General features: G+C 68.3%; 19 protein-coding genes. 14 read left to right on the top strand and 5 right to left on the bottom strand.

Translation table 11 applies throughout. From position 1 onward, the window contains the following. The first annotated feature begins 160 nt into the window (after nt 1-160). On the top strand, nt 161-2,350 hold the full coding sequence (locus tag FDA38_RS06900; RefSeq protein ID WP_170989607.1) for a chitobiase/beta-hexosaminidase C-terminal domain-containing protein: 2,190 nt from the start codon (nt 161-163) through the stop codon (nt 2,348-2,350). A gap of 16 nt (nt 2,351-2,366) precedes the next feature. Here the strand turns inward: FDA38_RS06900 and FDA38_RS06905 are convergent, their stop codons facing one another. After that, entirely contained in the window at nt 2,367-3,344 is a 978-nt protein-coding gene (locus FDA38_RS06905; RefSeq protein WP_137253198.1) for a glucuronyl esterase domain-containing protein, read from the bottom strand. Nucleotides 3,345-3,453: 109 nt separating this feature from the next. Between FDA38_RS06905 and FDA38_RS06910 the strand changes: the two genes are divergently transcribed. Both FDA38_RS06910 and FDA38_RS06915 read left to right on the top strand, forming a co-directional pair. Beyond that, nucleotides 3,454-4,488 carry a LacI family DNA-binding transcriptional regulator gene (locus FDA38_RS06910; protein WP_137253199.1) on the top strand — a complete coding sequence of 345 codons (1,035 nt, stop codon included), beginning with the start codon at nt 3,454-3,456 and terminating at the stop codon, nt 4,486-4,488. 55 nt (nt 4,489-4,543) lie between these two features. After that, nucleotides 4,544-5,443, top strand: coding sequence for an aminoglycoside phosphotransferase family protein (locus tag FDA38_RS06915; RefSeq protein WP_233714564.1), 900 nt, complete (start codon nt 4,544-4,546; stop codon nt 5,441-5,443). Between the two features lie 6 nt (nt 5,444-5,449). Here the strand turns inward: FDA38_RS06915 and FDA38_RS06920 are convergent, their stop codons facing one another. Then, nucleotides 5,450-6,097: a TetR/AcrR family transcriptional regulator gene (locus FDA38_RS06920; RefSeq protein WP_137253201.1), complete on the bottom strand. Its 648-nt coding sequence runs from the start codon at nt 6,095-6,097 to the stop codon at nt 5,450-5,452. A gap of 66 nt (nt 6,098-6,163) precedes the next feature. Between FDA38_RS06920 and FDA38_RS06925 the strand changes: the two genes are divergently transcribed. The 3 genes from FDA38_RS06925 to FDA38_RS06935 are packed head-to-tail and all read left to right on the top strand — an operon-like array spanning nt 6,164 to nt 9,309. Beyond that, entirely contained in the window at nt 6,164-7,618 is a 1,455-nt protein-coding gene (locus FDA38_RS06925) for a flavin-containing monooxygenase (RefSeq protein WP_137253202.1), read from the top strand. 54 nt (nt 7,619-7,672) lie between these two features. Next, nucleotides 7,673-8,977, top strand: a complete 1,305-nt coding sequence (locus FDA38_RS06930; protein ID WP_137253203.1) for a hypothetical protein — start codon at nt 7,673-7,675, stop codon at nt 8,975-8,977. Further along, complete coding sequence (locus tag FDA38_RS06935) at nt 8,974-9,309, top strand: hypothetical protein (RefSeq protein WP_137253204.1); 336 nt, start codon at nt 8,974-8,976, stop codon at nt 9,307-9,309. Before FDA38_RS06930 ends, FDA38_RS06935 begins: the two co-directional genes overlap by 4 nt. A 54-nt stretch (nt 9,310-9,363) precedes the next feature. Here FDA38_RS06935 and FDA38_RS06940 read toward each other — a convergent pair whose 3' ends face one another. Both FDA38_RS06940 and FDA38_RS06945 read right to left on the bottom strand, forming a co-directional pair. Continuing rightward, nucleotides 9,364-9,585, bottom strand: coding sequence for a hypothetical protein (locus tag FDA38_RS06940; protein ID WP_137253205.1), 222 nt, complete (start codon nt 9,583-9,585; stop codon nt 9,364-9,366). Between the two features lie 358 nt (nt 9,586-9,943). Next, nucleotides 9,944-10,684 (bottom strand): MerR family transcriptional regulator, encoded by a 741-nt coding sequence (locus FDA38_RS06945; protein WP_233714565.1) that lies wholly within the window; start codon nt 10,682-10,684, stop codon nt 9,944-9,946. A 79-nt stretch (nt 10,685-10,763) separates the two neighbouring features. On the opposite strand from FDA38_RS06945, the gene FDA38_RS06950 reads away from it, so the two are divergent. The 6 genes from FDA38_RS06950 to FDA38_RS06975 are packed head-to-tail and all read left to right on the top strand — an operon-like array spanning nt 10,764 to nt 17,225. Next, a complete protein-coding gene (locus FDA38_RS06950) occupies nt 10,764-12,587 on the top strand; it encodes a hypothetical protein (RefSeq protein ID WP_137253207.1) in 1,824 nt (607 codons plus the stop codon). Next, nucleotides 12,584-13,603: an alpha/beta fold hydrolase gene (locus FDA38_RS06955; protein WP_233714566.1), complete on the top strand. Its 1,020-nt coding sequence runs from the start codon at nt 12,584-12,586 to the stop codon at nt 13,601-13,603. Before FDA38_RS06950 ends, FDA38_RS06955 begins: the two co-directional genes overlap by 4 nt. Before the next feature lie 46 nt (nt 13,604-13,649). Beyond that, complete coding sequence (locus FDA38_RS06960; RefSeq protein WP_267901737.1) at nt 13,650-14,798, top strand: CaiB/BaiF CoA transferase family protein; 1,149 nt, start codon at nt 13,650-13,652, stop codon at nt 14,796-14,798. A 60-nt stretch (nt 14,799-14,858) separates the two neighbouring features. Beyond that, entirely contained in the window at nt 14,859-16,286 is a 1,428-nt protein-coding gene (locus tag FDA38_RS06965) for an NAD-dependent malic enzyme (protein ID WP_137253208.1), read from the top strand. Further along, complete coding sequence (locus FDA38_RS06970) at nt 16,283-16,660, top strand: VanZ family protein (protein ID WP_233714567.1); 378 nt, start codon at nt 16,283-16,285, stop codon at nt 16,658-16,660. Before FDA38_RS06965 ends, FDA38_RS06970 begins: the two co-directional genes overlap by 4 nt. A gap of 7 nt (nt 16,661-16,667) precedes the next feature. After that, on the top strand, nt 16,668-17,225 hold the full coding sequence (locus FDA38_RS06975; RefSeq protein ID WP_137253209.1) for a YqgE/AlgH family protein: 558 nt from the start codon (nt 16,668-16,670) through the stop codon (nt 17,223-17,225). Nucleotides 17,226-17,231: 6 nt separating this feature from the next. Here FDA38_RS06975 and FDA38_RS06980 read toward each other — a convergent pair whose 3' ends face one another. Continuing rightward, on the bottom strand, nt 17,232-17,501 hold the full coding sequence (locus FDA38_RS06980) for a DUF3039 domain-containing protein (RefSeq protein WP_137253210.1): 270 nt from the start codon (nt 17,499-17,501) through the stop codon (nt 17,232-17,234). A gap of 148 nt (nt 17,502-17,649) precedes the next feature. Here FDA38_RS06980 and FDA38_RS06985 point away from each other — a divergent pair, with 148 nt between their 5' ends. Both FDA38_RS06985 and FDA38_RS06990 read left to right on the top strand, forming a co-directional pair. Next, nucleotides 17,650-19,440: a DEAD/DEAH box helicase gene (locus tag FDA38_RS06985; protein WP_137253211.1), complete on the top strand. Its 1,791-nt coding sequence runs from the start codon at nt 17,650-17,652 to the stop codon at nt 19,438-19,440. Nucleotides 19,441-19,605: 165 nt separating this feature from the next. Next, nucleotides 19,606-22,938, top strand: coding sequence for a CARDB domain-containing protein (locus tag FDA38_RS06990; protein WP_137253212.1), 3,333 nt, complete (start codon nt 19,606-19,608; stop codon nt 22,936-22,938). The last annotated feature ends 53 nt before the right edge of the window (nt 22,939-22,991 follow it).

Here is a 22,991-nt window from a genome sequence, read left to right on the forward strand (position 1 = left end):
TTCTAGCGTCCCCGATCAACCCCCTGATCCCGCGTGAATCTTGATCCTCGACGGAGTCCTCGTGAAGATTCGTCCGCTGTCCGCAGGGCTTGCCGTGGTGCTGCTGTGCACGGTCTCACCGGCACCATCTGTGCAAGCATTTTCACTAACCTCCGAGGCCGTGCCTGTCAGCTGTACGCCGGCGGCCCCGAACCCGACCACCGACAACGTGACCGACTACCGGCTCGACGCCAATGCCGTCGCGCCCGGCCGTTGGTCGTACCAATCGATCGCCGGCGACGCCACCAGCCTGCTGGGCAAGGGCGGCTCGGGCGTGTTCGCGGCCGACGAGTGGGCGGCCGACGTGAAGAAGCCCGAACACGCCTGGTTCGTGAAGGCCGACGGCTCGATCGGCACCGACTACCGCGCCATCGCCGAGACCTACACGGTCGCCGACCAGGCCGACGGGAAGGACGTGCACCTCCGCGGTAGCTTCGACTCGCCGGGCGGCCGCTTCCGGGTGTTGCTCGCCCACGACGGCGACGCCACCAAGGTCGCGGGGCCGTTCACCGAGCTCTACACCTACACCGGCAAGGCCGCGTCGTTCGATCTCGACGTCATCGCGTCGAAGGGCGACGACCTCCTGTTCGTCAGCGATCAGGTCACCACCTGGTGGGCGCCCGGCAAGCTGAAGGCAGCGATCACCACCGAGTTGGCTCCGGAGACCGCGGCAGTCACGGCCACGCCCGGCCCTGGCGCGGTCCGGTCGGGCGCGACTGTGCAGCTCGCCAGCGCGACGAAGGATGCCTGCATCCGCTACACGACCGACGGCAGCGACCCGGCGATGTCGACTACGGCGTACCCCTACCGCATGCCGATCGCGATCACCGCCGACACCGACCTGAAGGCGGTCGCCACCGCGACCGGCTCCGCGCCCAGCGTCGTGGCCGACCTGCCGTTCGTGCTCAACGAGCCGTTCCGCGCGTTCGCCGGTGAGAACCAAGGCACCCAGACCGGTCTCGTCGCCGGCGTGCAATGGGACCGGATGGACTTCGACTGGGGATCGATCGAACCGGCGAAGGGCCAGATCGACCAGGCCGCTGTCGCCGAGTACCTGCGCCAGTTCAACCTCGCCAAGTCACACGGCATCACGATCCTGCCGGTGCTGGCGTACACCGCCGGCTGGGCGGCCAACCGCACCGGCTACTCGTACGACTTCCATGGAAAGACCTACGAGTACGGCCCGGCGAAGTCCGAGAACAACGGCCAGTTCGTCCGTCAACTGGTGACCAAGGACGCGAGCGGCAAGGTGCTGTCGACGAAGGACGTGCAGACGAGCATCGGCCGTACGCCGCCGCAGAACCCGGCCGACTGGGCGAACTTCGTCAAGCTCGCGGTCGACACCCTGAAGCCGCTGGGGATCACCTACTTCCAGGTCTGGAACGAGGCCTACCCCGGCTCCGGTTTCTGGGAGGGCGGCATGGATCAGTACATGACCGACATTCAGTTGCCGGCGGCAAAGATCATCCACGACGCGGGCGTCAAGCTCGTTTACGGCGGCTGGATCTGCGGCGCGCCGCTGAGTGAGTACATCGCGCTGCTCGACAAGTTCAAGGCCTGGAAGAGTATCGACGTGTACGACCTGCACTACATGCCGATCGGCACGATGCAGACCATCTACGCGGCGGCACAGAAGCGCGGGATCAAGAATCCTGCCGTCTGGCAGACCGAGATCGGCTTCACCACCGAGGACAAGTTCGTCGCCGACATCTACCCGCGCGCCTTCCACTGGGCACTGAGCAAGGGCGGCAACGACCTCGACCGGTTCAAGCTGCTGTACTTCGCGGAGTGGGCCCCCGACGACACCAGCGCCTTCGGGTACAACCGGACCCTGCGCACCGGCAACAACCTCAGCCCCAAGGGGAAGACCCTGGTGACCCTGGCGAATCTGTTGCGCGGGGCAAAGGCCACGACGTACGACGACTTCGAGACGTCACCGCAGCTGAAGCCGGAGCTGAACGAGGCGCTGTCCACGGCCAACGGCTTCCGGCTCGACGACAAGCGGGTCGTGCTCGCGATCGACCTCAAGCGGCAGAACCAGGCCGACATCTTCGAGGACCCGAACACCGGTGACACCATCCACCTGAACTTCGGCGAGCCGACGATGACCGTCACGCTCCGGAACGTCCGCAGCGTGAAGTCGCTCGACCGCGTCGACCTGTACGGGAACCGGACGCCGCTGCAGTGGAAGAACACCGGCCACGACACGATCGAGGCCGAGGTGCCGATCATCGATCCGGACCCGACCGTGAAGGCGCTCAACCAGACCGAGCAGGAGGACGTGTTCTACCTGTCCCTGCAGCAGAGCTGAAGCACGATGCACGCCCTCACCTTTGCGCAAAGGTGAGGGCGTGCCTCCAATCCTCCTCGAGCAGGTCGTGCCCGCCGGCCCGCACGTGGTAGCCGATCCCGCCGCCCTCGAACGCCGGAGTCGCCGCCACGACGGCCAGGTACTCGCCGATCGGATCGGCCCACGCGTCGTCCTCCGCGCTGGCGACATACACCCGCCGCGGCGCGATACAGGCGAGCAGTTGGTGCTGGTCGATCGGCAGGCTCTTCTCGAGACCGGCGTACGCCGAGAGCGACGGGACGAACCAGTGCGGGAAGCGCGAGGTGATCGCGGCGATGTCCTCGCCGCCGGGATGCCGGAAGAGCGAAGCGCCGCAACAGCCGGAGTCGTTCGACACCGTCAGGACGAAGCGCTCGTCCTGCGCGCCCGCCCAGAGTGCGGCCTTGCCGAGCCTGGAGTGTCCGAGCGCGACCGCGCCGGCCGTGGTCAGGCCGTCGATGGCGGCGGCGATGTCGAGGCAGCGCGACATCCCCCACGCCCAGGCTCCGACCGCGCCCCACGATCCCGCTTCCGCCGGGAACAACGCCCGTACGCCGGGAGTCGTCGGCGCCGGGTCGTCGGGCTCGATCTGGCGGTAGTCCACGGTCAGTACGGCGTACCCGGCGGCTGCGATCGCGGCGTACGGCCAGCGTTGTGCCTGGTCGCCGTCGATCGTCTGATCGTTGCCGGTGAAGTTGAGCGCGACGATGACCGGCGCCGGGGTTGTGCCCACGGGAAGGTGCAGGAGGGTGTCGAGCTCGAGGTCGCCGAGCGGGCAGCTGATGGTGGCCCGGTGACGTAGGCGATGGGCGAGCTCGCCCTCCTCCCGCGACCGCAGTACGACGTCGGTCACGTGGCCGCCGGTCGGCGTACGGCCGTAGATCGTGCGGGCGAAGTCGTCGACCGACGCGGCTCCGGCGGGCAGCTCGGGCAGTTCGGCACGTTGCCAGGCCTCGGGGAGTGCGGCGTCGGTCATGAAGGCTCCCTGTGAGGTTGAGCGTTTTCGCAGGCGATCTACGCCCGATCAGGTTAGTTGAGCGCAAGCGATTTCACACCTCTACACTCGGGTTTCGAGAGGAGGACGGATGGCGAAACGAGCCAGCATGAGCGATGTCGCCCGCGTTGCGGGGGTCTCGCTCACCACGGCGTCGCGCGCGCTGAGCGGTGGCGGGCGGGTGTCCGCCGAGACCCGTGCCAAGGTGATCGAGACCGCGGAGCGGCTGCAGTTCCAGCCGGACATGATCGCGCGGTCGTTCGTCACCGGCCGGAGTTTCATCGTCGGCGTCCTGGCCGAGAAGGCGCACGGGCGGTTCAGCATGCCGCTGATCGTCGGCGCGACGAACTACCTCGGCCGGGAGAACATCGCCGCCGTCACCCTGGACGCGCACGGCACCCCGCGGGCCTTGCATGAGTATCTGAAGCGCCTGCGGTCCCGTCGCATCGACGGCCTCCTCGTGGTCGGCGACGATCCCAACCGGGCCAGCCTCGTGCTCTCCGAGGACTTCGCCGTACCGGTCGTCTTCGCCTCGTCGTCCGCGACACCGGAGACCGACTACGTCGTCGCGCCGGACAACCGGGGTGCTGGTCGGGTCGCGGCCGAGCACCTGATCGGCCTCGGCCGCCGTCACATCGCCCATGTCACCGCTGCCGTCAACGATCCGGCGGTCGGTGCGCGGGTCGAGGGTTTCACCGGCGCGATGCGGTCCGCCGGGATGGCGATCGCGATGGGCGGCGGTCCGCTGTACGGGAGCTACCTGCAACGGTGGGGGATCGACGCGGCCGAGAGCATCATCGAGAGCGGCCAGCCGGTCGACGCGATCTTCGCGGCCAACGACGAGATCGCGATCGGTCTGTTCGCGACGTTCCACCGGCACGGCATCCGGGTGCCCGACGACATCGCGATCGTCGGCTACGACAATCGTCTCGCCGGCGTACGGCGTCCCGATCACCCGCTCAGCACGTTCGACCCGGAGCTGCCGACGGTCGGCGCGCGCGCGGCCGAACGCCTGCTCGCCGTCATCGGCGGCGCCGGCGAGCCGGGGATCGACTACGTCCAGCCCCGCTTCGTCGAAGGGCGTTCGACCATGGGGCCGACGCTCGAGCCGTACGACATTCTCTGACCGTTCTGGCCGAAATCGTTTGACCGCGTGTCCGTGGGGTGTGAGGGTCCGGGGCGTGGACCGGGTTGCGAAGTTGCATGACGACGAGGTCGATATCGACGCCTCGCTGGTGGAGCGGCTTGTTGCTGAGCAGTTTCCGCGGTGGGCGGGTCTGTCGGCGCGGGTTGTCGAAGGGTCGGGGACGGACAACGTGACGTTCCGGCTCGGGGACGAGCTCGCCGTACGGCTGCCGCGGACCGCGTCGACCAGTGGGCAGGTGGAACAGGATCTGGCCTGGATGCCGCGGCTGGCGCCGTACCTGCCTGTTCCGATCCCGGAGCCGCTGGAGCTCGGGCGGCCGGGGCAGGGATATCCCTTCAGCTGGGGCGTTTACCGCTGGTTGCCGGGTGAGCCGTTCGATGCTGCGTCGGGTGATGCGGTGGCCGTCGCGCGGCAGCTGGCCGAGTTTGTGCGGTGCCTGCGAGAGGTCGACACCGCCGGTGCGCCGGTGCCGTCGGGTGACCCGTTCGAGCGCGGTACGCCGTTGACGCCGCGGGACGGGATGTTCCGCGAGGCGCTCGACGAGATCCGCGAGTACTTCGACGTCGCCCGCGTCCTCGCGTCGTGGGAGGAATCGCTGGCGGCGGACACGTTCGACGGCCCGGCGCGCTGGATCCATGGCGACCTGATGTCCGGCAACGTGATGGTTGCCGACGGCAAGTTGTCGGCGGTCATCGACTTCGGTACGGCGCGCGCCGCGGACCCGGCCGCCGACGTCATGCCCGCCTGGTGGATCTTCGAAGGCGAGTCCCGGAAGGCCTACAGGCAAGCGCTCGCGGTCGACGACAACACCTGGCTCCGAGCCCGCGGCTGGGCGCTCTCGCTCTCCATCATCGCCATCCCGTACTACCGCGACCGCAACCCCGACACGATCCCCGACGGCCAGGCATACGTCGCGGACCTCCTCGCCGACTGATACGTATCAGGTGGATTTGAGGGTGTGCAGGCCCTGCCAGAGCAGGTCCTGGAGGGTTCGGGCGACCTTCTCGGGGGTTGGCGGGGTGGTGGAGCGGGTGCGCCAGATCGCTAGCCGTTCGGTGGCGCCGGAGATGCTTTGGGCAACTATTTGGACCTCGTCCTCGTCCACCGGGCGACCGGCGGGGAGGTTCATCCGGACCATCGTCGCGATCAGTTCGATGAAGGCCGCGCGTACTTCGTCTGTCGCTTCCGCGGCCGGGCCGGCGCTGAGCATGCCCTCGTCGACGAGGACCGACCACGCCTGCGGATGGTCGTCGAGGAACTGGAACCACGCGACGAACCCGGCGTACAGCGCGTCCTCGGCGTCCGGCGCTTCCATCACGGCATCGGACACCGTGTCCAGGAGTTGACCGCGGAGTCGGGCCAGGCAGGCGAGGAACAGGCCGTCCTTCGAGCCGTAGTACTGGTAGATCAGCGGCTTCGAGACGCCGACCTGCGCGGCGACGTCGTCCATCGACGTGCCCTGGTATCCCCGCTCGCCGAAGATCCGCTCGGCGGCCTCGAGGATCTCCCGCTCTCTCGCGGCTCGATCGCGCCGACGCTTCGGCGCGGCCGAGGGTGCGGCGGAGGTCGCGGCAGTGGGCGAGGTCACTTGCGGAGTCTAACTGACTCCGAGTAACTTACTGGGAGTAAGTTCCAGCCGAGCGGGAGGCCAGGGATGACTGAGCAGCATCGGATCGTGGTGATCGGCACCGGGTTCGCCGGGATCGGAATGGCCGTTCGGCTGAAGCAGGCCGGGTACGACGACTTTGTCGTGCTGGAGCGTGCTGATGACGTCGGCGGCACCTGGCGCGACAACACGTACCCGGGCTGTCGCTGTGATGTCCCGTCGCACCTGTACTCGTTCTCGTTCGCGCCGAACCCGAGCTGGTCGTCGACGTTCTCGCCGCAGCCCGAGATCGAGGACTACCTGCGCAAGGTCACCGACGCGTTCGGCGTCCGCCCGCACATCCGCTTCGGCCACGCGGTCGAGTCGGCGCGCTGGGAGGACGGGCGCTGGCGGATCGCGACCAATGAGGGCGAGTTCACCGCGGACATCGTGCTGTCCGGCATGGGCCCGCTGGCCGAACCGTCGTACCCGAAGCTGCCGGGGATCGAGGACTTCGAAGGTGAGGTCTTCCACTCGGCGCGGTGGAACCACGACCTCAACCTCAGCGGTCGCAAGGTCGCTGTCATCGGGACCGGGGCGTCGGCGATCCAGTTCGTGCCGGCGATCCAGCCCGAGGTCGAGGAACTGCACCTGTTCCAGCGCACGCCGCCGTGGGTGATGCCGCGGCCGGACCGCAAGATCACCGCGGCCGAGAAAATGGTATACCGGCGGTTTCCCCTTGTGCAGAAGGCGGTTCGGGCCGGGATCTACTGGGGTCGCGAGTCGATGGTGCTCGGGTTCGCCAAGCTGCCGGCGATCATGAAGCAGGCGCAGAAGGTCGCCGAGAAGCACCTCGCGCACCAGGTCCGCGACCCGCTGCTGCGCGCGAAGCTGACGCCGGACTTCACCCTCGGCTGCAAGCGTGTGCTGATCTCCGACGACTACTACCCGGCGGTCGCGCAGCCGAATGTCGAGGTCGTGACCGACGGGATCGCCGAGGTCACCCCGACCGGCATCATCACGGACGACGGCGTGAAGCACGAGGTCGACACGATCATCTACGGCACCGGCTTCAAGGTGACCGACCTACCGGTGATGGACATGGTGCACGGCCGCGAAGGTGTCTCGTTGCGCGAGGCCTGGGCGGACGGCATGGAGGCCCACCTCGGTACGGCGATCGCGGGCTTTCCGAACTTCTTCATGCTGATCGGCCCGAACACCGGCCTCGGCCACAGCTCGATGGTCTTCATGATCGAGTCCCAGATCGCGTACATCATCGACGCCCTCAAGACGATGGATGCGCAGGGCCTGCGGGAGGTCGAGGTACGGCGGGAGGTCCAGCGCGCGTTCGTCGACGGGGTCCGCGCCTCGATGCGGAACACGATCTGGACCCGCGGCGGCTGCACCAGCTGGTATCTGGACTCGGAGGGTCGCAACACCACGCTCTGGCCGTCGTTCACGTTCCGGTTCCGCTCGCTGACCAGGCGCTTCGACCCCGACGAGTATCAGACGCTCGCTATGTGACATCGAGCGTGTTACATTCGATCGGTCGGATAGTCCGGGTGATCGGAGTGCGCGGTGCTGCCACTGCATGGGATCGGCGGTCGAGGGGACCTGCCGGTGCCGATGTGGCTGGCGATCTACTCCGCCGGCGCCGCAGTCGCGGTCTCGTTCTTCGCGCTCGCGGCGTTCTGGTCGCGTCCGCGGTTCGAGCGGATCGCCGGCCGACCGCTGCGCGTGCTGACCTCGGTCGTCGACAGTCGCGTGACCCGAGTCTTGTTGAAGCTCGCGGGTGTCGCGGCGCTCGCACTGCTGCTCGGCGCCGCCTGGTTAGGCGATACCGAGCCGTCGCTGAACCCGGCGCCGACCTGGCTGTACGTGTGGATCTGGGTCGGCATCATCCCGCTCTCACTGCTCTGCGGCCCGATCTGGCGGCTCGCGAATCCGTTGCGCACGATCGCCGGCCTGGTACGGCGTACGTCGTACCGGCAACTGTCCGACCGGATCGCGTACTGGCCGGCCGTGGCGGGATTGGCCGGATTCCTATGGCTCGAGTTGGTATACCAAAACGGATCCGAGCCGCGGGTGGTGGCGGTTGCCGTCAGCATCTACGCGCTCGTGAATGTTGCCTTGGGCATCGTCTATGGTCCGGCCTGGTTCGCGATCGGGGACAGCTTCGAGGTGTACGCCGAAGTGCTCGCGCGGCTGAGCCCGATCGGACGGGGCGTCGACGGCGAGCTGGTCTTGCGAAACCCACTGGCCGGCCTGGCGACGATGCCGCAGCGGCCGGGACTCGTTGGTCTGTTGTGTTTGTTGCTCGGGTCGACGGCCTTCGACGGCATCTCCCGCTGGTCGGTGTGGACGTCGTGGGCTGGTGAGCTGAGTCGTTCGCAACACCTCGTGATCTACTCGCTCGGGTTGCTCGTCGCGATCGCGGTCGTCACGGGGCTGTTCCTGTTGGCTGCGCGGACGACGGGAGCGGCACAGATCCGGCCGGGTGGGATCGGGGTTGCCGGGCTGCCCGGGGCGTTCGTGCACTCGCTGGTGCCGATCGCGATCGGGTATGCCGTGGCGCATTACTTCTCGTTCGCGATGTTCCAGGGGCAGGAGGGGTGGTTGCTCGCGACCGATCCGTTCGCGCGGGGATGGGATCTGCTCGGGACGAGCGGGATGCGGATCGATTACGCGTTCCTCGGCACCGGTGTCATCGCGGGGGTCCAGATCGGTGCGATCGTGCTCGGACACGTACTCGGGGTCGTGTCCGCGCACGATCGCGCTGCCGACCTGTTCCGGCGCAGGCAGTTGCGGCGGGCGCAGTACCCGATGCTGGCTGCGATGGTTGCGTTCACCGCCGGCGGGATCGCGCTGGTGACGGCGTCATGATCGCGCTGCACATGGGCGGTATACCGGAGACCGCGATGGTGCTCGGTCCGATCCTGTTGATCGTCGCCTTCATCCGCATCGCCCGCCGCAACGAAGCAAACCTCCCCGACGAGGACGACTGGGACGCCGACCTCGGCGACCTCCCCGCCCAGCGGCCGGACCCCGCCCAGCGGCCGGACCCGGACGAGCGGTCGGAGTCGGACGAGCGGTCGGAGTCGGACGAGCGGGCGGAGTCGGACGAGCGGGCGGAGTCGGACGAGCGGGCGGAGTCGGACCGAGGTCGCGACCTGGACCGGCGGCGCGACCCGGTCGATCACACCTGGACAAAGTGAGGCCCGGAGAACCCCCTGCGGTTCGCCGGGCCTCGCCCCGTTGCTCCCCGTGGCTTATGCGGCCAGAGCCGGTTCGTAGTACCCGCTGAGGCGGGTGGGTGTCGCGAGCGTGACGAGCTTGGCGAGCTCGGAGCAGCCGGCCGCGAGGGCGTCCTCGAGGGTGGGCCACTGGTCGACGCACCAGTACGGGTCGTCGGGCTGACGGTCGAGGTCGTCGTCGATGTCGGCGCACCAGCCGCCGGAGCGGATGTGGTGGACGTGCAGTCGAAGCTTCATGGCGGTTCAGCTCTCGGGTTCAGCTCTGGTTCAGCTCTGGGGTCAGAAGGGCAGTGGACGGCCGGACGGGGTCCGGAGGTCGAGGGTCTGGTTCTGGGTCTGGCGGCGGGTCGTCGTGGTGCGTGGTCGCCGACGGATCTGGATCTGGCGCATCGCCGTCCTCCTGCCTGGTCTGTTCTGGTAGCTATACGGTCGCGCGTGAGTGCTGGTTCACGCATGCGGAGGATTACCTATCTGTCTCCCGAGGAATCCCTGATGCGGACCAGGGGAGGAGATAGGGGATCGGCTGATCGCCGGATAGTGCTACCTAGGGGCAACGACCCGCCTCGCTGCGCTCGGCGGGGGAGGAGGAGAGGGGTCAGCCGGTGGAGGGGAGGGTGTTCGGGTTGACGCCGAGTTCCTCGTAGGCGACCTGTTCGATCTCGCGGGCCATCGCCTCGCGGAACGCTGCGACCAGCGCCTGGCCGGCCAGCGGGATGATTCCTTCGAGCGTTCGCTGGATCTCGGGCCAGCCGTCGGCGGGCATGCCGGCGTTGGTGAAGTCGCGCCAGACGGTCGAGCGGAACAGTTCGACGTACGTCTTGGCGACCGCGTCCGCCTGGGCGAACAGTTTGGGCAGCATCTCGAAGATCGCTTCCATCGGGACGCCGAGCTTGATCACCTCGAGGCCGGTGCGGAGCAGGTCCGAGTTCGGGATCCGGAGCCGGCCGTCCTCCAGCCGCTCCGCGATGCCCAGCTCGACCAGCCGCTCGATCACGGCCGGGTCGTACGGCACGCCGGCCCGGTCGGCCAGCTGCTCGCCGTCGAGCACCTCCGGCTCGGACGGCGTCCACGGGTTGACGAGGGTCTCGAAGACGCCGAGCGCGAGCGCGCCATCGGGGAGCTCGCCCAGCATCCGCTCGACGGCGGCGAGCGTGTAGCCCTTGTCGAGCAGCTCCCGGACCAGGGTCAGCCGGGCCACGTGATCGTTGCCGTAGTAGCCGGTCCGGCCGACGAGCCGCGGCGGCGGGATCAGCCCGCGCCCGGCGTACGCACGCACGTTGCGGACCGTCATCCCGACCTTGGCGGCCAGTTGGTCGACCGTGAGCTCCTCTTCCACCCTTGACAGTCTTGCAGACTCCACGTTACATAGTAGATGTAACATCAAGCATGGCGCATGTCTGATGTAAGGAGCTTCGATGACGATCCCGCTGGCGACCACCGGTACGGCGAGCTTCGACCAGATCGCGATCGTCACCGGCGTGGTGGGTTTGGTATACCTCGCACTCGCCGTGCTGCTGTGGCGGGAACGGACCGGACGCGTCACGCTGGTAGGTAGGTTTGCGGACACCATCGGGAGGCTGGACGGAGTCCCCCGATGGGCCGCACTGACGCCGTACCTGCACGCGGTCTCGCTGCTCGCCTGCGCGTTCGGGGTGTGGCGGGACATCGCGATCCACATCGATCGCGGCCGCGACACCGGCCCGTTCGGTACGGCGGCGCACTATCCGATCTTCTTCGGCATCCTCGGCGTGATCATCTCGGGCGTGTTGCCGATCGCGCTCGCGGGCAAGCCGCTGCCGGCCCGCACGATCAAGCTGACCAAGGGCTGGCGGATCCCGTGCAGCGCTGCGCTTGTGACGGTCTGCGGGACGTTCGCGCTGGTCGGGTTCCCGCTCGACGACGTGTGGCACCGGCTGTTCGGTGAGGACGTCACGCTCTGGGGACCGACCCACCTGCTGATGATCGGCGGGGTGGTCTTCTCGATCTTCGCCCGGTTGCTCGCGATCGCTGAGGTCGAGCAGTTGGTCGGGCCGAACAAGCGACGGCTGTTCCAGGAGATCGTCTCGGTCGGTGCGCTGTTGATCGCGTGGGACCTGTTCAGCACCGAGTTCAACTACGGCGTACCGCAGTTTCCCCTTGTTTTGCAGCCGATCCTGATCGTGTTCGGCGCCGCGCTCGGGTTCACGATCCTCCGGGCGCGACGCGGTCCGGGTACGGCGTTCGCCGCGTTGGCGGTCTACCTGATCATCCGCGGCGGGATCGCCTGGGCGGTAGCGGAGCCGCTGGGGCAGATCGTCGGGCACTTCCCGTTGCTGATTGTCGAGGCGGTGCTGGTCGAGCTGGTGGCGTTTGCCTTGGGCAACAAGAACCGCTTCCGGCTCGGTGCGGTCGCGGGTGCGCTGATCGGGACCGTCGGCGTGGTGGCGGAGTACGCCTGGAGTCATGTCTGGATGCCGATCGCCTGGCCGTCGTCGATGCTGCCGTCCGCTCTTGGGTACGGCGTGATCGTGGGAATCGGAGCCGGTCTGGTCGGAGCGTGGCTCGCGACGCGGTACGCCGAGGTTGCCGGCGAGGAACGGGCCGTCGGGATCAAGCACATCCGGCCGGTCGCGGTCCGCCGCACGCATCAGCTCGGTGCGGTCGGGCTGGTCGCGGTCGTGGCGACGGTGTTCTTCTGTGTGCCGCGGTCGGCGGACCCGGGTGTGTCGGGTGTGGTGACGTTGGACCGGGTGGCGACGGGGGCCGAGCCGACGGCGTACGTCACGATCACGATGTCGCCCGGGGATGCGGTCGATGGAGCGCGCTGGTTCGAGGCGCTGGCCTGGCAGGGCGGCGGTTTGGTATACCAGCCGATGGAGAAGGTTGCCGACGGCACGTACCGGTCGGCCGGCGCGGTGCCGATGTACGGGAAGTGGAAGTCGATGATCCGGCTGCACCAGGGGCAGCGGGACATGGTGGCAGCGTGGGTGTACGCGCCGGAGGATGCGGCGATCGAGAAGCCCGCGGTGCAGGTGTCGAACGGGCAGACTGTCGAGTTCGTGAACGAGCAGCAGATCCTGCGGCGCGAGGAGAAGACCGACGTGCCACGATGGATGTGGAACGCCGGTTACGCACTGCTCGCTGTGGTCGGACTTCTCGAGATCATCGGGATCGCCTGGCTGGTCGGCCGTGGTGCGCGCGGCGGGCGGGCGCGTGCGGCTCATCTGGCCGCCGGCGAACGGGAACGGGAGATTGCGTGACGATCCAGTTGGAGCGGTCCGGGGTCACTGCTCGCGACGGAGTACGGCTGAACGTCGAGGTCACCGGGCCGGCTGACGCGCCGGTGACGGTGTTGCTCGTGCACGGGTGGACGTGTTCGACGCGGTCGTGGCACAACCAGGTGGAGAAGCTGCCGGAGGTGCTCGGGCCGGATGCGGTACGCGTCGTCACCTATGACCATCGCGGGCACGGCCGGTCTGATGCGGCGCCTGCCGGGTCGATGCGGCTTGATCAGCTTGCTGATGACATGGTCACGGTTCTGGACGAGGTCGTCGGTGAGGGGCCGGTGGTGTACGCCGGGCACTCGATGGGCGGCATGACGTTGATGGCGGCCGCGGAGCTGTATCCGGAGCTGTTCGGTTCGCGTATCCGCGCGGCGGCGCTGGTCAGCACCACCTCAGGCCACCTCACCGAGGGCGCCCTCGGTATCCCACCCCGCTTCGACCCAGCAGCTGCCCGAATCGCTCCCCGAGTGCTGAACGCAGTCGGCGCGAGAGCAGAGAAACGAGCAGCACGCAAAGCTGCCGCGGGAGCGGACGGTGTGGGAGCGGGTGTGCTCGGCGACGGCGGGGGGCGTGGGGCGCAGCGGGGGGCGCGGTTGGTGGCGGCGCGGCGGCGGGCGGTGGCGGTTGCGGCGAGCTTGCAGGTGCCGGCTTTGCGGCGGGTGGTGTTCGGGAAGCATGCGGATCCGGCGGAGATCGAGCTGTTCCTGCAGGACCTGGCGATCGTGCCCGGTCCGTCGTACCTCGGGTTCTTCGAGACGATGATGGAGCACGATCGCGGCGACGCGCTGAAGGTGCTCGACCAGGTGCCGGTGGAGATCATGCACGGCACCCGCGATCGTCTCCTCCCGCCGCGGCACGCCAACCGGATCGCCGCTCAGCTCCCGAGCGCGCGCCTGTGGATCTACCCCGGCGCCGGCCACATGCTCATGCAGGAACGCCCCCGCGACGTCACCCACCGGCTCGCATCCCTTGCCCGCAAGGTGTCCGCCTGAGAGTCGCGTCACGGCCCGCCGCGGTGTACTCGCCTACGCTCGACCCGTGAACCTTCTGTCCGACGTCGTGGTCGTGGACCTCACCCGTGCGCTCGCGGGTCCGCACGCGGCGATGATGCTCGGCGACCTCGGCGCCCGGGTGATCAAGGTGGAGACCCCGAACGGCGGCGACGACAGCCGCGGCTGGGGCCCGCCGTTCGTCGAGGGCGAGTCGACGTACTACCTGTCCGCGAACCGGAACAAGGAGTCCGTGACCGCTGACCTCAAGTCCCCCGAGGGCAAGGAGTTCCTGACCAGGCTGGTCCGCAAGGCCGACGTCCTGATCGAGAACTTCCGCCCTGGCGTGCTCGACCGGCTCGGCTTCTCCACAGCGCAACTGCACGAGCTCAACCCCGGTCTCGTCATCCTCTCGATCACCGGCTTCGGGCACGACGGGCCGGACGGCGGGCGCGCCGGGTACGACCAGATCGCGCAGGGCGAAGGCGGCCTGATGAGCATCACCGGCGCAGTCGAACCGACCAAGGTCGGCGCCCCGATCGCGGACCTGCTGGCCGGCATGTACGGCGCTTACGGTGCGCTGGCCGCCCTGCACGAGCGATCGATCACCGGCAAGGGTCGCGTCGTACGGACGAGCCTGCTCGCGTCGGTGATCGGCGTCCACGCGTTCCACGGAACGAAGTGGACGGTCGCGCATCAGCTGCCTGAACGGGTCGGCAATCACCACGCGCAGATCGCGCCGTACGGGATGTATCGAACCGCCGACACCAGCATCCAGGTTGCGGTGGGTAGCGAGGGGCAGTGGCGGACGTTCGCGCCGATCGTCGGGCTCGACCCGGAGGACGAACGGTTCGCGGTCAACTCGCAACGGGTTGCCCATCGTGACGAGCTGACCGCCTCCATCGAAGCAGCGTTCGCTGCCGAGCCGGCCGATGTGTGGCTCGAACGCCTTGCGGAGAAGGGGATTCCGGCCGGGAAGGTTCGCGACTTCCAGCAGGTGTACGAGTGGGAGCAGACGCTGTCCCAGGGCCTGCTGATCGATGTCGAGCACCCGACCCTGGGCACGATCCAGCTCCCCGGCCCGCCGCTGCGCTTCGACGACAACCCGTACGCCGGTGCTCGCGAGACCAACCTGCCACCGCCGCGGCTGGGTGAGCACGACGAGTCGGTCCGGGCCTGGCTGGACGAGGACGCCTGAGCCGGGAACTTTACGTACGTAACCTCCGGGCCTTACCAGTGGCGTGAGAGGATCACCCGCGTGACTGCCTTGCCGAGTGTTTCGTACTCCATCACCGTTCGCCTCGAGGTGCCCGCGGGTGGCTCGACGGTGAGCAAGCTGACGACCGCGGTCGAGCAGGCCGGCGGTCTGGTCACCGCGCTCGACGTGACCGCGTCCGGCCACGAGCGGCTGCGGATCGACGTCACCTGCGCCGCGGCCGACACCGAGCACGCCGGCCGGCTCGTCGAGGCGATGCGGGCCGTGCCGGGCGTCGAGATCGGCCGGGTCTCGGACCGGACGTTCCTGATGCACCTCGGCGGCAAGATCTCGATGGAGGCCAAGCACCCGATCCGCAACCGTGACGACCTGTCGATGATCTACACGCCGGGTGTCGCGCGGGTCTGCCTGGCGATCGCGGCCAACCCGGACGACGCGCGCCGGCTGACGATCAAGCGCAACAGCGTCGCGGTCGTCACCGACGGTTCCGCCGTACTGGGCCTCGGCAACATCGGCCCGAAGGCCGCGCTGCCGGTGATGGAGGGCAAGGCGGCGCTGTTCAAGCGGTTCGCCGGGATCGACGCCTGGCCGCTGTGCCTGGACACCCAGGACCCGGACGCGATCGTCCAGATCGTGAAGGCGATCGCCCCCGGGTTCGCCGGCATCAACCTCGAGGACATCTCCGCGCCGCGCTGCTTCGAGATCGAGGCCCGGCTGCGCGAGGAGCTCGACATCCCGGTCTTCCACGACGACCAGCACGGTACGGCGGTCGTCGTACTGGCTGCTCTCTACAACGCGCTGCGCGTGGTCAGCAAGGACATCACGAACGTGCGGGTGGTGCTGTCCGGCGCCGGCGCAGCCGGTACGGCGATCCTCAAGCTGCTGCTCGCCGCGGGCGTGAAGGATGCCGTCGTCGCGGACGTCGACGGGATCATCCACACCGAGCGCGATGGCCTGTCGCCGGAGCTGCGCTGGATCGCGGAGAACACCAACGCCGCTAAGTACAGCGGCAACCTGAAGGGTGCGCTGGCGGGCGCCGACGTGTTCATCGGCGTCTCCGCGCCGAACATCCTCGACGGCGCCGACATCGCCACGATGAACGACGACTCGATCGTGTTCGCGCTGGCGAATCCGGTGCCCGAGGTCGACCCGGGCGAGGCCGGCGAGCACGCGGCCGTGGTCGCGACCGGCCGTAGCGACTACCCGAACCAGATCAACAACGTGTTGGTGTTCCCGGGGGTGTTCCGCGGTCTGCTCGACGCGCAGTCCTCGAAGGTGTCGGTCGACATGGAGCTGGCCGCCGCGAAGGCGCTCGCCGGTGTCGTCACGGACGAGGAGCTGAACGCCACGTACATCGTGCCGAGCGTCTTCCATCCCGAGGTGCACACTCGCGTCGCACACGCTGTCCGCGACGCGGCCGGCGGCAAGGCGCCGGCGCACGAGAACTACCCGGACGACTCTCCGGCGTGACCGTGCAGGTAGCGGATGAGACGAAGACGGGACGGTCGGTCTGGCTGTGGCGGATCGCGTTCGTCGCGGCGGTGGCGTTGCAGCTGTACGGCGTCTACTCGCCGCGTGAGGCGGGTCCGCACGTCGGGATCCCGCAGATCGACAAGGTCGCGCACGCTTTCCTGTTCGCGGCCGTCGCATTCACCGGGCTGAAGGTCGGCGTACCGGCGCGATGGTTGCTGGGAGCACTGGCCGCGAACGCGATCGTCAGCGAGCTCGTGCAGCACTGGCTGCTGCCGCAGCGCGACGGGGACCCGTTGGACGCGCTCGCGGACCTCGCTGGTGTTGCGATCGGTGCCTGGATCGGGTTCAGAGCGAACCGTCGTACGCCATGATGGAGGTATGACGGTCTCGACCCTGACAGGTTCGCTGCTGGTGGCGACCCCGTTGCTCGACGAACCGCCCTTCCGCCGGTCGGTGATCCTGCTGCTGGACCACGACGACGACGGCGCACTGGGGGTGGTCGTGAACCGCGCCGCGGACCTCGCGGTGGACCGGGTGCTTCCGGACTGGTCGACGGCCGTGGACGAGCCCGGCGTGCTGTTCATGGGCGGGCCGGTCGGGACCGACAGCGCGCTCGCGGTCGCCGAGGTGGTCGAGGCCGCGGACCCGCCCGGCTGGCGCGAGTGCTTCGGCCGGATCGGGCTGGTCGACCTCGACGTACCGCCGGTGCTGCTCGAGGGCGCGATCAGCCGGATGCGGATCTTCGCCGGGTACGCCGGCTGGTCCAGCGGTCAGCTCGAGGGCGAGATCGCGGAGGGCGCCTGGTACGTCGTGGAGTCGGTGACCGAGGACGTGTTCGGCCACGACCCGGAGACGCTGTGGCGCCGGGTGCTGCGCCGCCAGCACGACCAGATGGCCTACCTGGCGACGTACCCCGACGACCCCACGATGAACTAGCGGGTCCTACTCGCCGCCACCGTCGCCGCCCCCGTCATCCGGGTTCAGCGAGTCCCAGATCTCCTTGCACTCCGGGCAGACCGGGAAGCGCTCGGGGTCGCGGCTCGGCACCCACACCTTGCCGCACAGGGCCACCACCGGGGTGCCCATCACCATCGCCTCGGTCAGCTTGTCCTTCGGCACGTAGTGCGAGAACCGCTCGTGGTCCCCGCCCTCCAGCGGCTGTGTCCGCTCATCGACAACCGTCTCCGCGCCCGGGGTCAGCTGAGTACTCATACCCCTGAGTGTATGACGTCCCACCAGGCGATCCGGGAACTTTATCCACAGACTGCCCGTACCCCGACATGCCGTACGACGGTTGTCACATCCGTCAGGTAACGTTCCTGCACGGCCGACAGTCGACTATCGGGGGAGAACGCCGTCCGTGGATTCGCATCTGCCCGCCGCGCCAGCCGTACTACCACCGGCGTATCCGGAACGTGCGGCGTGGGGTACCGCGAGCAAGCTCCGTGCGTGGCAGTCCGAAGCGCTGAAGCTGTATCTCGACGCCAACCCGCGCGACTTCCTCGCAGTGGCGACGCCGGGCGCTGGAAAGACCACGTTCGCGCTGACCGTGGCCGCCGAGCTGCTGCAGCGGCGGGTGATCGAGCGGATCACCGTGGTGACGCCGACCGAGCACCTCAAGGTCCAGTGGGCCGAGGCCGCCGACCGGGCCGGGATCGCGATCGACCCCGCGTTCGCCGGGCGGCGCGGCAAGACCAACAAGGACTTCCAGGGCGTCGCGGTGACGTACGCCGGGGTGGCGGTCAACCCGCTCGCGTTCCGGGTCCGGACCGAGCGGTTCAAGACCCTGGTCATCTTGGACGAGGTGCACCACGGCGGTGACGCGCTCAGCTGGGGCGAGGGTGTTCGCGAGGCGTTCGAGCCCGCCGCGCGCCGGCTCTGCCTGACCGGTACGCCGTTCCGCAGCGACGACAACCCGATCCCGTTCGTCACGTACGAAACGGCGCATGACGGGGTCGCCCGCAGCAAGGCCGACTACACCTACGGGTACGGGCATGCCCTGCGCGACCACGTCGTACGTCCGGTGATCTTCATGTCGTACTCCGGTGAGATGCGCTGGCGGACCAAGGCCGGTGACGAGGTCGCGGCGCGACTCGGCGAGCCGCTGACCAAGGACCTGACCGCGCAGGCGCTGCGGACCGCGCTGGATCCGGCCGGCGAGTGGATGGGGGCGGTCCTCGCCGCCGCGGACAAGCGCCTGACCGAGGTACGGCGGCACATGCCGGACGCCGGCGCGCTGGTGATCTCGGGCGATCAGAACACGGCCCGTGCGTACGCCAAGACCCTTCGCGAGCTGACCGGCGAGGCGCCGACCGTCGTGCTGTCCGACGAGAAGGCGGCGAGCAAGAAGATCCAGAAGTTCTCCGAAGGGGAATCGCGCTGGATGGTCGCGGTGCGGATGGTGTCCGAAGGTGTCGACGTGCCGAGACTGGCGGTCGGGGTGTACGCGACGCCGACCTCGACGCCGCTGTTCTTCGCGCAGGCGGTCGGACGGTTCGTCCGGGCGCGGAAGCGGGGTGAGACGGCGTCGGTGTTCGTGCCGTCGGTGACCCGGCTGCTCGGGTTCGCGGCCGAGATGGAGGTCGAGCGGGACCACGTCCTCGGCCGGAAGAACAGCAACGAGGACGGCGACATCTTCGCCCTCGAGGACGACCTGCTGAAGCAGGCGAACCAGACCGAGGGCGCCAGCGACGAGCTCGAGGGGAACTTCGAGGCGCTCGGGTCGGACGCGAGCTTCGACCGGGTGGTGTTCGACGGCGGCGACTACGGGACGGGCGGTGACCAGGCGTCGGACGAGGAGCTGGACTTCCTCGGGCTGCCCGGGCTGCTCGAGCCGGACCAGGTGCGCGAGCTGCTGCACAAGCGCCAGCAGAAGTCGCTGGCCGCGCAGAAGAAGTCGTCCCGGACGACAAGTGAGCGCGAGGACCCGACGCCCACCGAGCTGGCCACCCACGAGCAGATCGCACTCCTTCGCCGCGAGCTGAACGGCCTGGTCGCTGCCTGGCACCACCGCACCGGCCAGCCGCACGGCGTCATCCACAACGATCTGCGCCGCAAACTCGGCGGCCCCGCGGCCGCCCACGCCTCCTCCATCCAGTTGAAGGAGCGGATCGAGCTGATCCGCGACTGGGCCACCCAGCGTCGCGCCTGAGCTTCGCTAGCCGACACCCCGTCCTGGAATCAGGGCGGGGTGATTTCTGTGGGTGGCGAAGTGTTGACCTGCTGCGACGGGTGCTGCAAGCTTCGCGGTACGAGCTGCAAGAAATCATCAATCTCATGCAATTAGCTCACCTCCCACCGCCCCGACGGAGGACCCATGCATCGGAAGACCCTCCTACGGCTGCTGCTTGCCGCCGTACTCATCGCCACCGGCCTGCTGTCCGTCCCGACAGCCACCGCCGCGACCCTGACCAAGACCCTCTCTGCCAGCAGTTCGATCGGGGAGTACCCGAGCGGCAACGCCGGCGACGGCAACCAGAACACGTACTGGGAGAGCAACAACAACGCCTTCCCGCAGTGGATCCAGGCGGATCTCGGTGCCACGAAGGACGTCAACCAGATCACGCTCAAGCTCCCCGCTTCATGGGGCCCGCGGAGCCAGACGCTGACCGTCCAGGGCAGCGCCAACGGCTCGTCGTTCAGCACGATCGTCAGCAGTACGGCGTACTCCTTCAGCGGGAGCAACGTCGTGACGATCAACTTCACCAACACCGCCGCGCGCTACGTCCGGCTCACCTTCACCGCGAACACGGGCTGGCCGGCTGCGCAACTGTCGGAGTTCGAGCTGGCCGGGCCTGGTGGCGGGCCGGTCGAACCTCCGACCGGCACCGACCTCGCCGCCGGCAAAGCGATCGAGGCGTCCAGCTCGGTCTTCAGCTTCGTCGCGTCGAATGCGAACGACGGCAACGCCGGCACGTACTGGGAGTCCAACGGCTTCCCGTCGACGCTGACCGTGAAGCTCGGCGCGAACGCCGACCTCAGCTCGGTCGTCGTCAAGCTCAACCCCGACCCGGTCTGGGGTGCGCGCACGCAGAGCATCCAGGTCCTCGGCCGTGAACAGTCCGCCACGACGTTCACCTCGGTCGTGGCGCGAGCCGACTACCAGTTCGACCCGTCCGCCAACCAGAACACGGTCACCATTCCGGTCACCGGCCGGTACGCCGACCTCCGCCTTCAGGTCTTCAGCAACACCGGCGCACCCGGCGGCCAGGTCGCCGAGCTCCAGGTCTTCGGTACGGCGGCGCCCAACCCCGACCTCGTGGTGACGAACGTCGCCTGGTCCCCGGCCAACCCGACCGAGACCACGCCGATCACCCTGTCCGCAACCGTCAAGAACAACGGGTCCGCAGCCGCCCCGGCGAGCAGCCTGAACTTCCTCCTCAACGGCAGCACCGCCGGTACGGCGAACGTCGGCGCTCTCGCGACCGGCGCATCCGCCACCGTCACCGCCGACGCCGGGACGCGTGCCCAAGGCAACTACACCGTTGCCGCCGTCGCCGATCCCACCAACGCGATCGTCGAACAGAACGACAACAACAACACCCTGCAAGCGACCAGTCAACTGCAAGTCACCCAAGCTCCCGGGCCGGATCTCCAGGTCACCGGCATCACCTCCAACCCGGCCAACCCGGCTCCCGGCGCAGCGGTCTCCTTCACCGTTGCCGTCAACAACCGTGGTACGTCGGCCTCAGCCGCGAGCGTCACCAAGCTGACCGTCGGCACCACCACCCTCACCGGCAACACTGCGTCGATCGCCGCCGGTGCCACCGCCAACGTCGCGATCAGCGGAACCTGGACGGCGACCAACGGCGGCGCCACCCTGACCGCGACCGCCGACTCCACGAATACCGTTGCCGAGACCAACGAAACCAACAACACCCTGACCAAGTCGATCGTCGTCGGTCGCGGTGCCGCCGTACCGTTCACGTCGTACGAGGCCGAGGCGGGTTCCTACACCGGCACGCTGCTGACCGCGGACGCACTGCGGACCTTCGGGCACACGAACTTCGCCACCGAGTCGTCCGGCCGCCAGTCGGTCCGGCTCAACTCGAGCGGTCAGTACGTCGAGTTCACCTCGACCGTTCCGACCAACTCGATCGTGGTCCGCAACTCGATCCCGGACTCGGCCGACGGGCAGGGGCTGCAGGCAACGATCAGCCTGTACGTCGACGGCACGTTCAAGCAGAAGCTGAACCTGTCGTCCCACAACAGCTGGCTCTACGGCAACACGGACCAGCCTGAAGGACTCACCAACACCCCTGGTGGCGACGCACGCCGCCTCTTCGACGAATCGCATGCCTTGCTCGGTACGTCGTACCCGGCCGGCACGAAGTTCCGGCTGCAGCGCGATGCCGGCGACACGGCGTCGTACTACATCGTCGACCTGGTCGACCTCGAGCAGGTCGCGCCGCCGCTGTCCCAACCGTCCGGCTGCACGTCGATCACGCAGTACGGCGCGGTGCCGAACGACGGCGTCGACGACGCGGACGCGATCCAGCGGGCCGTGACCGACGACCAGAACGGCGTGATCGGCTGCGTCTGGATCCCGGAAGGTCAATGGCGGCAGGAGAAGAAGATCCTCACCGACGACCCGCTGAACCGCGGTCAGTACAACCAGGTCGGGATCAGCAACGCCACGATCCGCGGTGCCGGGATGTGGTATTCGCAGCTTTACTCGACCATCGAGCCGCAGAACGCCGGCGGTATCAACCACCCGCACGAAGGCAACTTCGGCTTCGACATCGACAAGAACGTGCAGCTGTCCGATATCGCGATCTTCGGGTCCGGGCGGATCCGCGGCGGTGACGGGAACGCCGAGGGTGGCGTCGCGCTCAACGGCCGGTTCGGGACCGGTACGAAGATCAGCAACGTCTGGATCGAGCACTCGAACGTCGGGGTCTGGGTCGGGCGCGACTACGACAACATCCCCGACCTGTGGGGCCCGGCCGACGGGCTCGAGTTCAGCGGGATGCGGATCCGCGACACGTACGCCGACGGGATCAACTTCACCAACGGCACCCGGAACTCGAAGGTGTTCAACTCGTCCTTCCGGACCACCGGCGACGACTCGCTGGCCGTCTGGGCGAACAAGTACGTAAAGGACCAGTCGGTCGACATCGGCCACGACAACTCGTTCACCAACAACACCGTGCAACTGCCGTGGCGGGCGAACGGCATCGCGATCTACGGAGGCTATGGCAACAACATCCAGAACAACCTGATCTACGACACGATGAACTACCCCGGCATCATGCTCGCGACCGACCACGACCCGCTGCCGTTCTCCGGTACGACGCTGATCGCGAACAACGCGCTCTACCGCTGCGGTGGCGTGTTCTGGAACGAGGCGCAGGAGTTCGGGGCGATCACGTTGTTCCCGTCGAACCTGCCGATCCCCGGCGTCACGATCCGCGACACCGAGATCTACGACTCGACGTACGACGGGATCCAGTTCAAGACCGGCGGCGGCGAGATGCCGAACGTTGCGCTTAGCAACATCCGGATCGACAAGTCGAACAACGGCTCCGGCATCCTCGCGATGGGCGGCGCCCGCGGCAACGCGACGCTCTCCAACGTCACCATCACCAACTCCAGGGACGGCGACATCCTCAAGGAGCCCGGCTCGAGCTTCACCTTCACCGGGCAGTAGTCAGGCCACCGGGCAAACCCAGCCCCGCCCGGTGACCCCCGAGGCCCCGCACC

The sequence above is a fragment of the Kribbella jiaozuonensis genome (assembly GCF_005233875.1).
GTDB lineage: Bacteria > Actinomycetota > Actinomycetes > Propionibacteriales > Kribbellaceae > Kribbella > Kribbella jiaozuonensis.

Bases quoted from the DNA above. Each gene is read 5' to 3' on its own strand.
- FDA38_RS06905 (WP_137253198.1), bottom strand. From the start codon at position 3,344: ATGACCGACGCCGCACTCCCCGAGGCCTGGCAACGTGCCGAACTGCCC.
- FDA38_RS06910 (WP_137253199.1), top strand. From the start codon at position 3,454: ATGGCGAAACGAGCCAGCATGAGCGATGTCGCCCGCGTTGCGGGGGTC.
- FDA38_RS06925 (WP_137253202.1), top strand. From the start codon at position 6,164: ATGACTGAGCAGCATCGGATCGTGGTGATCGGCACCGGGTTCGCCGGG.
- FDA38_RS06935 (WP_137253204.1), top strand. From the start codon at position 8,974: ATGATCGCGCTGCACATGGGCGGTATACCGGAGACCGCGATGGTGCTC.
- FDA38_RS06940 (WP_137253205.1), bottom strand. From the start codon at position 9,585: ATGAAGCTTCGACTGCACGTCCACCACATCCGCTCCGGCGGCTGGTGC.
- FDA38_RS06950 (WP_137253207.1), top strand. From the start codon at position 10,764: ATGACGATCCCGCTGGCGACCACCGGTACGGCGAGCTTCGACCAGATC.
- FDA38_RS06975 (WP_137253209.1), top strand. From the start codon at position 16,668: ATGACGGTCTCGACCCTGACAGGTTCGCTGCTGGTGGCGACCCCGTTG.
- FDA38_RS06980 (WP_137253210.1), bottom strand. From the start codon at position 17,501: ATGAGTACTCAGCTGACCCCGGGCGCGGAGACGGTTGTCGATGAGCGG.
- FDA38_RS06990 (WP_137253212.1), top strand. From the start codon at position 19,606: ATGCATCGGAAGACCCTCCTACGGCTGCTGCTTGCCGCCGTACTCATC.